This is a genomic window from Granulicatella elegans ATCC 700633 (genome assembly GCF_000162475.2).
Classification (GTDB): domain Bacteria; phylum Bacillota; class Bacilli; order Lactobacillales; family Aerococcaceae; genus Granulicatella; species Granulicatella elegans.
The window spans coordinates 1586494-1599080 of record NZ_KI391971.1 but is presented as its reverse complement, the minus strand read 5'-3'; the positions used below and the strand labels follow the sequence as shown (position 1 = coordinate 1599080).

Sequence of the window (12587 nt, the reverse complement as noted above, 5' to 3'; positions counted from 1 at the left end):
TATTATATGGGATATTCGGACTATTATATGAATTTGCCATTAGACTTAGCAGGTAGCAGAACTAAGAATAGATTTAGAGTTGAATTATTGTGGGGTATTAGCAAATTAATTGATGCATATAAGCAGTACGATGACTATACTGTCGTGTTTGATTTCAAATGTGACATCGAGTTACATTATGAAAATGGTCTAGATTTTTATCAGGTAAAAACAAAAAATAGTGGGAATCACAGCTTTAAAACACTGACTAATCGAAAAGAAAATAGTAAATCTATTTTGGGAACATTATATGCCCTATACAATCCTAATCAAAACGTTAAGTTGGCTGTAGTTTGTAATAAATATTTGAAGATTGCTAGGAATGAAGAACTAAGAAAAGAGATATGTTTAGGGGAGTTGGATAAAACAGTAATAGATTTTATTCAAGATAAATTGAAAGAAGAACTGAATTTGTCAGATGTTGTTCTTGACAATGTTTTTTATATTTGTGAAGGTATAGATTTAATAAATCCTCACTACGCTTTGATTGGAAAGTTAATTGAATCTTTTCAAGAAATTAAAAATGAAGAACCTAATAATCCGAACGCTTTATATAGATTAGTATCTGAGACAGCCCAGAAAAAAGCTTCTTATGAGATGGCAATAACTAATTATAATGATGTTCTAGAGTTGAAGGGGATTTCTAAAGATGAGTTTAATAAAATGCTTGAATCTCATAGGAAAAAATCTATAACCGGTATTGAGCAAGCTAAAAATTATATTAAAACTTTATATCCAGCCGAAAGAAGAATGTATAATCAAGCTTTAACTAATTTGATAGAAATTGATCATAGTTATGATTTGAATGTATTAAAGGCATCAGTTTTTAAATATATTGAAGGAAATATAGATAAGATTAAAAATGAAGATGAACTTTTTTGTGTTTTAAGCCCAATATTTGATGGAGAATTTCAGATGGAATATACACAAATTATGAAGAATGTATTTTACTTATTAGTCTTTTATATATACATAGAGGGAGGTGAAATTTAATGAATGTAATTTTTAAAAAAATATATATTTTTGATATTTTAACTAAAAAAGCTTTTGTTACAAGCTTTGAAAAAGGAGTAAATATTGTTACTTCTAGCAGTATTGATGGAACAGATAGAGGAAAATCGGTATTGTTGCGTAGTTTATATCATGTTATGGGAGCTGATGCCCACTTCGATAAAAAATGGAAAAATGAAGACAAAGTATATCTTTTAGAGTTTTTTGTTGATAATAAAAAATATTTTATATATAGACATAGAAAGTTATTTAAGGTATTTAATGATCTTATTCAGATATTATTTCAAACATCATCTAGGACAGAATTATCAGAGTTTTTAGGTGAAATTTGGTCTTTTGAAATATTTTTGCCTAATAGAAATACTGAGAAGTTAGAGATTGCCCCACCAGCGTATACATATGTGATGAATTTTCTTGATCAAGACTATTATGATGGAACCAATTTCAATTCTTTTAAAAGTTTAGGACAATATCGAAATTTCAAACCAGATGTGATCTACTCCCAACTTGGAATATATGATAAGAGCTATTTTGAGCGTGTTAAAATTAAACAAAATTTATTTGAACGCATTAATGACTCTAAAGAATCATATAAAAAATCGGATGAAATGAAGGGAAAAGTATCTAATTTATTAGAGAATGTAGTTGTTCCTGAAAATTTAGAAGAGCTCGAAAGAGAACTTTCTATTAGATCAAAGGAATATAATGATATATTGCATTCTATGAATGAGTTTAGATATAAACTTACTAATTTAAGAAATGAGAAATATGAGCTAGAGATTGCATTGAACCAAATTGAGAGATTTAAAAATAGTAAAGAAAAAGAAGTAAAGTTTATTTTAGAGACGGATATCTGTCCTCAATGTCATTCATTTTTGAATGATACCACTGATCTAAGGAGCAAAAGATATAATTCAATAGAGACTTCAATATATATAAGTGACAGCATCTACGAAGATATAGAACAGATTTCAAAAGTGATTTCGAAAATTGAGAGTAGTTATAGAGAGTTTTCAAATAGATTGGAATCATATAAGAAAAATATTGATTCTGCTCAGGAAGAAATCAAAAATTATACCAGTTATATTGGATTAAATGAGCTTTATAATAGCTTGAATCTGGAATTGTTTAGTGAATTGCAATTACAAGAAGAACTTAAAGATAGAATAGAAAATATCGAAGAAGAACTAAAAAAAGTATCTGAAATAAAAGCTGATATTAATAACAAGTATTATGAGATGGTAGATAGCCAAGTGTTGAGATTCGGATTGAATGAATTGGAGGAGTCACAATATAAAGCGATTAATCGTGTGTTTTGTGCTAGTGGAAGTAATAAACCTATTTCAACGGTTATATGGTATTTCATTCTTAATAATCTTAAAGTATGTTTCAATAAAAAATCTTTGAAGTTACCAATGGTATTGGACAGTCCTAAGAATGCAGAGATGGATTATTATAAAGAACAAGCTTTAATTGAATATATATTGGAGAATTCATCCAAATATACGCAACTCATTTTTTCATCAATTGGATTTGAAAGAACGAAGTTTATATTTGAAGGGGAAATAAAAATTATTGAGCTAAAAAATGATAAATATCAGTTGCTTAATTCTGAAACTTTCAAAGAATATGAAGATATTTTAGAAAATGTTTTAAGTGCTCAATTGATGTAAATAGAGATGAAGCTTTATTTCTTCATATCCTTACCCATATAAATTCCGTAGTTCTTTCGTAGTTGATAAAGATTGTCCATAGTAGGTTTGGTAGAAGAATACTCTTGTATTAGGGTATTCTTTTTTCTTGCAATTTATCTAAAATATCATTTGAATTTGGCAGCTTTTGAAGTGACCCCCAAAAGTTAGATTTTCATGTCTAACTTTTGGGGTACAGTACATTTTGAATAGGATTTTTTTAGTTTTACAAGAGTCGTTTCGTAGCGTGTGATTTCATCCTTATGTTCTCCCACAAAAAGGCCTTGTCCGATGAATCTGCCTTATTTTCCTTGTAATAAGCTTGATACTTTTTCATGGTATGAACTTGCTCCATAATTGTAGAAATCTCGTATAAACGTCAATCTAAAAATGTACAAAAGTGGGAATTTAAAAATGTATATTTATATATTAGCATTTATATTGAACAAGCGAAATAACAAAGAGACCATTAAGATCTCTTTTTTGGAAGAGTATGCAGGATTCGAAGCTGCTGGGCGCTACCCGATGAGATGATATTCAAAAGCTGTTATTATCGTATCAATACTGGACACTCTGTAGACGGCATTTACCAATTCCTCATTAAATACTGTCATAGAATCCTCCTTGAATGATATGCATAATTGTAACACTGCAACAAATAGAGAGATAATCCAAAGATAATAACATTGGTCCTATAAGAAAAATCATTATCACCAATAGAAAAAAATTTATAATATTTTCTCCTATTGATAATGATATAAATATAATACTAAAATTTAATGTAAGAGGCTATCAAATTTTATGGATTATATTCTCCGTAAATTGCAACATTAAGTGATATATGTTATTTATATTAAAATGGTAATCTTTTTAAAAACGCTTACTTTTTTACTTGTTGTATACAATTTTTTTCATTAGAATATAGATAAGTTGATTTATTGAGGTTGAGAGGTTGTTATTAAAAAATGAAAAGTTTTTTAGATATTTCTTTTGATTTAGAATAAGAATTTAAAAAATAATAGATTTTTTAAACTATAAAAGGAAGGTATAATGTTTTTCTATTCTTAAATGCTAGATCTGAATATAGCGTTAATAAAGAATATATATTAAAAACGGTGGAAAAATTAACTATCTAGTAATTACAGATGATATTGCTAAAAACTTAATAATCTACCCAAAATGAAAGGTAAAAAAGATTATATTTCATTTTGCAATCAATTTTTTTACTGCTATACAAATATATTTAGGTAGGTGTGTGTTAATGAGCGAATTGGAGAATATGTATAATGAATTATTTACTCCAGAATATTTAATAAAATATGGTTATTTTTCATATAGAAAAAATAAAGATACTAACAGTAACAATGATGAATACTTTAATACAGAAACATTTTATAAAATGTTTAATTTAGATGTTTTTTCTATACATTCAATAGAAATTTTAGAACAGATTATGGCTACAAAATCGCAAGGAACATTTGATTTTATGGACAAAACCTGGACAGAACCTATATACTTTAATATTCCAAAGAAAGGTTTGATACGTAGGCAGTATAAACTACCAAACTTATATAGTTATACTGTTTTAGTAAAATTCATGTGTGATAATAAGGATAAGTTTGTTAATGAATTTTTCGATAATAAATTATCTATTTCAAAGTACTTTGATTCTCCAAAGTATAAATATGAAACTATTGAAAGAATAAAGTCAAGATTATTACAGTCGGGCAATAAACAACTTCATTTAGACTTAGCAAATTTTTATCATACGCTATATACTCATAGTATACCCTGGATGATTATGGGAAAAGAAAATGCAAAGTCGAATAGAGGTAAAGGATTCGCAAATAATTTAGATTCTCTAATTCAGGCATGTCAATATGGAGAAACCCACGGAATTCCGACAGGAAATGTGCCTTCAAGGATTATAGCTGAATTGTTTATGTGTTATTTTGATAAAGCTTTAGAAAGTAAAGGATTTAAATATGCTCGATATGTAGATGATTTTACTTTTGTATATTCATTGGAAAATGAAAAAGAAGAATTTATGGAACAAGTAAATCTATTGTGTAGAGAATACAATCTTTATTTAAACACCGAAAAAACAGAAATCGAAGATTTTCCACAAAATAATCAACGAAGTAAATCTGTAATATTCAATTTTTTTGATAGTCATAATTTTACTAATATAGATTTAAAAAAACAACGTAACCTGATTTATGATTATATTGATTTGTGTATAACTGAGGAAAGTATAGGGAATAAAGGTGCTTTAAAAATTATTTTTTCAGGTTTATTAAGAAATATTATTTACAAAGGAAATTTTACCGAAAAAGAGATAGATGATTTGTTTTTGTTTGAAGAACCTAGAACTCTGTACTCATTGCTAGAAAAAATATTAGATGTCTCGATAAAAAGTCCTGGACTAACTAATAAGTTTATGGATTTATTTGAAAATTTATTTACAAACAGTAAGTTAAGAACTAAAGCAAAAAAAGTAGTACAAAAGTATTTTAAAGAAAATCAAGAAAGTTTAAAGAAAAAAATACTTTACTCAAAAAAGAATAATTTCAGTCAAGAATTTTATCAGATTTTGTTATATATAACTCAATTCGACATAAATACAAGTAGTGTTTTTAGAAAAAAAGATATTTTAAGTTTGATTGATAATAGAGTAGATGATTTCTCACTTTGTTTATTAGTAGTTATTTATATTAAACGGAAATTAAGTTTAAAAGATTTATTGCATAAAATTAATGAATTACTAGCAGAATCAAATAGACTTTTTAAAAATAGGTCTAGATTTTCTGGAAAGTTTTGGTTCTTCAGATATTTTATTTATTATTTAATTCAAAATGATATCATTAAGCACTCTGAAGTTAGAAAATTTCATAAAAATAATAACTTTCCAATAAGTAAAAAACGTGGCTATAAATCAGAATTGAATTCAAAATATATATTTAGACAAGGGAATCAACAGAACATAAATAAGTTTTATGAGGAGTTACTTTCACGAAATATTTCTCTGGTTGATTGCGGAGAAAAACAAAATTTTAAATATTTTTAATACTAGTAAGGTAGAAAAACGTTGATTTGGCCATATATTGGTTCTTTGTCAAATAGGGTTGATAAAACAATTTTAATGAAGGGATTAAGTAGCGTCAGTTTGCTTAATTCCTTTTTTAGTTGGACTCATTGAGTGAATCAAATGAATCACTGACAGAATTTTTTTATGCTAAAAAATTTCATTGAGGGTAATAGCGTATTGTTTTATACTATAAAAGGAATAAGGGAGGTAATTATTCAATGAAAAAGTGGAAAATAGGGATGATGTTATCAACAATTGGATTTCTTAGTTTTATGAATCCAGTTCAAGCACAAGAAGGAAATGGAAACAAGATTCACTTTATAAATGTTTCCCCAACGAATCTTGGGAGTGATGCTATTTTACTGGAAAGTAATGGGCATTATGCCATGATTGATACGGGGGAAGATTATGATTTTCCAGATGGAAGTGATGAACGTTATCCATATCGTGAGGGTGATAATACCGATTATCGTAATGTCATGACAGAACGTGTCATCCGTCATTTGAAAAATGTGGGTGTAGAAACATTAGATTTTATTTTAATTACTCATGCTCATTCAGATCATATTGGGAATGCGGATGAGTTGATGGAGAATTTTAATGTCAATAAAGTGTATATGAAGCGTTATAGTGATAGTCGAATCACGGATAAGGAGAGACTGTGGGATAGTCAGTATAATTATGACAAGGTATTAGAAGTTGCGGGTCAAAAGGGAATCCCAGTCATCCAAGATATTTCAAAAGAACAAGCTCATTTTTCTTTAGGAGATATGGACATTCAACTCTATAATTATGAAAATAAATATACAAATGGTCAATTAACACCAGTAGTAGATGATAATTCTAATTCAATCATTAGTGTGATTACTGTCAATGGGAAGAGAATTTTTACGGCAGGTGATTTGAACAATTTAGATTATCGTAATGAAGATAATTATGGTCCAATCATTGGAAAAGTCGATATGATGAAGTTTAATCATCATTTTGATGCGGAATTTTCGAATACACCTAATTTACTGCAAAATTTACAACCTTCGATTGTGGTACAAACTTCAAGTAGTAATCCTTCGAAGAATAATCAACTGGCAACAGATGTTATCAATCAAATGAAATCGTATGGTGCTGAATTGATTAAGGCAAGTAGCGCAGTATATGATGCGACCGTTTTTGATATTCGTACGGATGGATTTAAGAATATTTCAACACAGTATCCTCGAATTCCAAGTTTTACTGCGAAGTGGTATGTGGAAGATGATGTTTGGAAGTATCAATATGCAACTGGGGAACATGCGATTGGTTGGAGTGAGATTGCAGGTCGTTATTATTTCTTCAAAGGAAATGGAGCAATGTTAGAAAGCAAATGGAAAAAATGGCGTAGTCGTTGGTTTTATTTACAAGATTCTGGAGAAATGGCAATAAAATGGAAGTTCATTAATGATTCATGGTATTTTTTCAACAGCTATGGTCAGATGGAAACAGGTTGGGCTAGTTCGAATGGTCAATGGTATTATTTATCCAAAGATGGCGATATGCAAAAAGGTTGGAAATGGATAGACAAAGCTTGGTATTATTTTACCGAATCAGGAGAGATGAAAACAGGTTGGGTCAAAGATCTAGATAACTGGTATTATCTTGACGGTGATGGCAAGATGAAAACTGGAGAATTACATCTAGATAAACAAGAGTACGTACTAGCTAATGATGGGCATATGCTAACAAGATGGTATAAAAACTACTATTACAGAACTTCAGGTGAGCGAGCAAAAGAAGTATGGACTGAAATTGATGGTAAGTGGTATTACTTCAAAGCAAATGGGGAATTATTGAAGAGTGGAAAAACACCTGATGGATACACAGTAGATGATAAAGGTGTATGGCTAAAAGATATTCCTCAAGAAGTGAAGAAAGTTAAAAAAGAGACAGAAAAAGCAAGAACAACAGTTGAAAGCTCTCAAAGATATCATTACACAGAAAGTGATAATCGTAGAGAAACTGTAACTCACGAGTTGAATACGTCATCCGTTTTAGAAAAACAATCGAATGAAGAAAATCATTCAACAAGTAATCCGAAACATTCAGTAGAGGAAGTGACTCCTACGACTTCTGGAACTCCAGAAACAGCTGTAGGTAGTTCAATTGTGGAAAAAGAAGTAAGTTCAAATACGGATTTAACTACAAATCTAAATCCAACTACAACGAATGGTGGAGCGAGATAGACAAATCATGAGCTTTCCTAACAGGGGAAAAAATATTTGTTAGGAATTCTATTAAATAAATTTTTTGAAGGAATTAAGTGACTGATAGTTACTTAATTCCTTTTTTAATATTTTATCTTTGATTTGTAGCGTATAGTAGTCATAAGGTTTCATCTCCTCTTAAATAGTTTGAACACTTTTAATATAAGGGATGAGGCCCTTTTTGTATACACTATAAATGATAGAAGCAAAACGCTTCTTTATCAAATCAGTTGACAAAATATTTTTGTCAATCTCTCCCGTAAGACTTATAATAAGGATAGATATTACGATTAACAGTCATTTTGGAAGTTTAAGGAGGATAATAGCTATGATGTTTTCTGATGATAGAAAATATACCCTCAGTGGTTGGTTTCAAGTACATGAAAGAAAGTTATACAATAGACCCTATAAATTACAAATTTTTTTGATATTATATGAATTTTTCTCTGAAATAGAAAATGACGAATCAGATTTAAATTTTCTAATTGGAATAAAAAAAGGACCAGTTTTTGGGGCTGTTTGGACGGACTATGGAAAAATTTGTGATAGATTTCATATAAACTCTAAATCTATCTATGAAGATAAAATCATTAAAGTAAATGAAGATAGAGCAAAGAGATGTGCGTTTATCGTTCAAACACTGACAGAAGAAGAATGGTCTAGTTTTATGAAGAAACTAAATATTTGGAAGGCAAAAGAAAGTGAAATTTTGAATCATAAATATAACATAGCGGAGTTGGACTTGGCTGATTTGAATGATGAGGATATCAATCTGATAACGATGCTGTATAATCGATATTCTAGTGAACTGGTTGAAAATAGTGAGATTATTTCTGTAAAAGAGAAAAAATTCGTAGTTTCAAAAATAGATCACGATAAGATTATTCAAAATTATATGGAGAGATTAGAGAAATTAGCGAAAAAACCTAAGTTATATAATCCCGTGTTTGTTAAACTAGATGATGAAGGTGAGCTTGTGGTGGAGTAGAACATAATAAGTTTGGGGGCATATTGTATTCAGAGATAGTTTGAGTTTTTTGCTTTGAAAAAATAAGTAAATAGAATTGACACACGTATTAAATATACGTATAATATTGAGTGTAAGGGGGAAAACTATGTCAAAAGTAAAACCTTACAAACATGTTAGAAGTATATTACTTAAAGCCGGATGGATATTAGATCATACGACAGGATCTCACGAAATCTATACAAAAGATGGAATCAGTTGTCCTGTTAAGTGTACTAAAAAAGATATTCCGGCAGGTACAGTTTCTAACATAGAACGAATTACAGGGCTAAAGTTTTAGCCCTGTATATATAAAGTGAGGAGATTTAGATATGTTATTTTTTCCATGCGTTTTAACTCAAGAAGATCATATATATTATGCTAATTTTCCAGGATTAGATAATGTCTTTACAGATGGAGAAACTTTAGAAGAAGTGGTAGACAATGCCAAGGATGTTTTAAAAGGAATGCTTTTTTCAATGTATAAAAACAATATCGAAATTCCTAAACCACTGTCTTATAAAGCAAAAGATGATGAAATGGTAATTTATATTGAAATTTGGGAAGAACCAATCAAGGATAAAGCTAATCAACAATCGATTAAGAAAACATTAACAATTCCAAAGTGGTTAAATGATTTATCAGAAGAAAAGTCTATTAATTTTTCTAGTGTTTTGCAGTTTGCATTAAAAAAAGAACTAGGCTTATAAGCTTTTTAACGCAAATATTTTATTATCTGTTTAATAAAATCATTTTTAGGAGAATGTAATTTAAACCACATTCTCCTTTTTGTTCTTTACTTTAAACAGAAACAAATTTTTATCTATTCACACCACAAAAATAGTCCATCCATCAAAAGTATGCTATAATGCTAAGTAACTATGGATGAATGTGTACGGACAGATTTAGGCATAGAGGATAAGATAGAATATAAAATACAATGACTAGAATAAGAAAGGGAGACCTATGGCAAGAGATATTGGAATTGATTTAGGGACTGCGAATATTTTAATTTATTTAAAAGACCGTGGAATCATCTTAAATGAACCATCACTAGTTGCTGTTGATGATAAAACAAATACAGTAATTGCAGTGGGTGAGAAAGCCTACCGTATGTTAGGTAGAACGCCAAGAGATATTTCCATTGTTCATCCACTAAAGGGTGGGGTTATTGCAGATATTGCCGTAACGGAACAATTATTAGAGATGTTTATTCATAAATTACATTTGAATACATTTTTCCAAAAACCGGATATTTTAATTTGTACGCCAACAAATGTTACAACTGTAGAACAAAAGGCAATTATTCAAGCTGCAATTAAGTGTGGAGGACATTCAATTTATTTAGAAGAAGAACCTAAAGTGGCTGCTGTAGGTGTTGGCTTAGATATCTTCTCACCTTCTGGCAATATGATTGTCGATATTGGTGGTGGAACTAGTGATATTGCAGTGCTTTCTATGGGAGCAACTGTATCTAGCCGTTCGATTAAGTTAGCTGGGGATGATATGGATCATCAAATTATGGATTATATTAAAGAAAAATATCAACTAATTATTGGAGAGAGAACAGCAGAAGCAATTAAGATGGATTTAGGTTCAGCTATCGAAGTAGAAACTCAGTCGGATATGATTGTAAAAGGTCGTGATATGACGACTGGCCTTCCGAAGACGGTAACCATTTATACAAATGAAATTTATCATTGCTTAAAAGAAATTTTAGATACAATTTGCGAAGAAACTCGTCTTGTATTAGAAGATACTCCGCCAGAACTAGCGGGTGATATTATTGAGCGAGGCATTGTGGTAACCGGTGGTGGAGCTTTAATTCATGGTATTGATCGTATGTTATCAGAACGATTACAAGTTCCAGTGTTTTTAGCAGATAATCCATTAGAAAGTGTAGCCATTGGTACAGGTATTTTACTAGACCGTATTAAGAGAGAACGTGGTTTGTTTGATGGATTTAAACGATTATTCTCTTCAAAACGAGTAGTCATGAATCCTACTGCGAATGTATTTGATGATGATGTACTTCATTATTAATCAGAGGTGAGAACATGTTTGAGAGATTAGAACATTTTTATAATAGTAAGCCTTTTGTCATGATTGTTCTCATTCGTATCGCTCTATTTTTAGGATTAGCTTTTTTGCTATTTATAGTAGGGCTTATGATTGGTTACAGTGTTCTTGGTGGCGGTGGAAATCCGTTCTCAGTATTTTCTTGGGATATTTGGCAAAAGATTATTGATTTTATTCATTAAGCATAATCTTTGACCTTTATTGACAAAAACGTTACACTAATAGAGAAAATTGAAATATAAAAGAGAGATGGAGGATTCAACATGAATTTAATTCCTACAGTTATTGAACAATCATCACGTGGTGAACGTGCATATGATATTTATTCAAGATTATTAAAAGATCGTATTATTATGGTAAGTGGACCAATCCACGATGATATGGCAAATGCGATTATTGCACAATTATTATTCTTAGATGCGCAAGATCCTGAGAAAGATATTTATATGTATATTAACTCTCCAGGGGGAAGTGTTACTGCTGGTTTAGCAATCTATGACACAATGAATTTTATTAAAGCTGATGTGCAAACTATTGCGATGGGATTAGCAGCTTCGATGGGTTCGTTCTTATTAACAGCTGGTACAAAAGGCAAACGTTACGCGTTACCAAATGCTGAAATTTTAATTCACCAACCATTAGGTGGAGCTCAAGGTCAAGCAACAGAAATCGAAATTGCTGCTCGTCAAATTTTAAAAACACGTGAACGTTTAAATGCGATTTTAGCAAAACAAACAGGTCAAAAATTAAAAACAATTGAGAAAGACACAGATCGTGATAACTATATGACTGCTCAAGAAGCGTTAGAATATGGATTAATTGATGCGATTATGACAAACTCAAAAGATTTACAATAGTAGATAGGATGGAGTCGCCGATTTCTTAGGAATGAGGCGACTATTTTTGTGTGATGAGGTGGAGAAGTTAGTCGCAGGTGGCTCCAATAGGATAGAATAACTTGGATTTGACAAAATTTGCAATCCGTTTTGTTTTTGGTATAATAAAGATACAAAAAGAGCCGAGCGCCAACTCGACTCTAATGTAGACCGTTGAAAAGACGGTGGCTAATGAGAATGTAATAACACCACTCAATCAGTCAAAGTTATGAGCGGTGTTATTTTTTTGTTATCATTTCTACTAGTTTGACAATGAGCGATACTAATGCAACTAATAAAGTCGCGAAAGAACACACCAATGTCAAAGCTTCATAGACTGACAAAGTGCAACCTCCTTTCGATAGATTTTGAATAGATGCTCATAAGCATCACCTACCTTTATAGAGATTGCCACCGCTTTAAAACTTTCTACGGCAAGAGTGTACCATAAACGAAATGGAAATAATAGCGAACAGCGAAAAATTTCACATTATTTGACATTTTAGTAAATTTTTTGTATGATAATCGCATAACATCGCTAACTATCCAAAGTTAGAACTG

General features: G+C 30.2%; 11 protein-coding genes and 1 pseudogene. 10 read left to right on the top strand and 2 right to left on the bottom strand.

All coding sequences use genetic code 11. The features are described 5' to 3' along the window. The first annotated feature begins 6 nt into the window (after positions 1-6). Together HMPREF0446_RS07575 and HMPREF0446_RS07570 are read left to right on the top strand one after the other, a co-directional pair. On the top strand, positions 7-1032 hold the full coding sequence (locus HMPREF0446_RS07575; protein WP_006703840.1) for a DUF4297 domain-containing protein: 1026 nt from the start codon (positions 7-9) through the stop codon (positions 1030-1032). Then, the gene (locus HMPREF0446_RS07570; RefSeq protein ID WP_006703839.1) at positions 1032-2723 is read left to right on the top strand and encodes a hypothetical protein; all 1692 of its coding nucleotides are present in this window, start codon (positions 1032-1034) and stop codon (positions 2721-2723) included. The genes HMPREF0446_RS07575 and HMPREF0446_RS07570 overlap by 1 nt, the downstream gene beginning before the upstream one ends. A 14-nt stretch (positions 2724-2737) precedes the next feature. Here HMPREF0446_RS07570 and HMPREF0446_RS08895 read toward each other — a convergent pair. Beyond that, positions 2738-3117: pseudogene (locus HMPREF0446_RS08895) on the bottom strand (hypothetical protein); the annotation flags it as partial. Positions 3118-4002: 885 nt separating this feature from the next. On the opposite strand from HMPREF0446_RS08895, the gene HMPREF0446_RS07565 reads away from it, so the two are divergent. The 8 genes from HMPREF0446_RS07565 to clpP all read left to right on the top strand — a co-directional run bounded on the left by HMPREF0446_RS07565 (position 4003) and on the right by clpP (position 12008). Next, positions 4003-5808 (top strand): RNA-directed DNA polymerase, encoded by a 1806-nt coding sequence (locus tag HMPREF0446_RS07565; protein ID WP_020991440.1) that lies wholly within the window; start codon positions 4003-4005, stop codon positions 5806-5808. Positions 5809-6047: 239 nt separating this feature from the next. Further along, entirely contained in the window at positions 6048-8045 is a 1998-nt protein-coding gene (locus HMPREF0446_RS07560; protein ID WP_020991439.1) for an MBL fold metallo-hydrolase, read from the top strand. Between the two features lie 349 nt (positions 8046-8394). Further along, positions 8395-9054 (top strand): hypothetical protein, encoded by a 660-nt coding sequence (locus tag HMPREF0446_RS07555; protein ID WP_006703836.1) that lies wholly within the window; start codon positions 8395-8397, stop codon positions 9052-9054. A gap of 127 nt (positions 9055-9181) precedes the next feature. After that, a complete protein-coding gene (locus HMPREF0446_RS07550; RefSeq protein WP_006703835.1) occupies positions 9182-9373 on the top strand; it encodes a type II toxin-antitoxin system HicA family toxin in 192 nt (63 codons plus the stop codon). 31 nt (positions 9374-9404) lie between these two features. Next, positions 9405-9782 (top strand): type II toxin-antitoxin system HicB family antitoxin, encoded by a 378-nt coding sequence (locus HMPREF0446_RS07545; RefSeq protein ID WP_006703834.1) that lies wholly within the window; start codon positions 9405-9407, stop codon positions 9780-9782. A 256-nt stretch (positions 9783-10038) separates the two neighbouring features. Beyond that, the gene (gene mreB / locus HMPREF0446_RS07540) at positions 10039-11115 is read left to right on the top strand and encodes a rod shape-determining protein (RefSeq protein ID WP_006703833.1); all 1077 of its coding nucleotides are present in this window, start codon (positions 10039-10041) and stop codon (positions 11113-11115) included. 14 nt (positions 11116-11129) lie between these two features. Further along, the gene (locus HMPREF0446_RS07535; RefSeq protein WP_006703832.1) at positions 11130-11333 is read left to right on the top strand and encodes a DNA-directed RNA polymerase subunit beta; all 204 of its coding nucleotides are present in this window, start codon (positions 11130-11132) and stop codon (positions 11331-11333) included. 81 nt (positions 11334-11414) lie between these two features. Then, a complete protein-coding gene (gene clpP, locus HMPREF0446_RS07530) occupies positions 11415-12008 on the top strand; it encodes an ATP-dependent Clp endopeptidase proteolytic subunit ClpP (protein WP_006703831.1) in 594 nt (197 codons plus the stop codon). Between the two features lie 257 nt (positions 12009-12265). Here clpP and HMPREF0446_RS08890 read toward each other — a convergent pair whose 3' ends face one another. After that, on the bottom strand, positions 12266-12370 hold the full coding sequence (locus tag HMPREF0446_RS08890) for a putative holin-like toxin (RefSeq protein ID WP_211228169.1): 105 nt from the start codon (positions 12368-12370) through the stop codon (positions 12266-12268). Between the last annotated feature and the right edge of the window lie 217 nt (positions 12371-12587).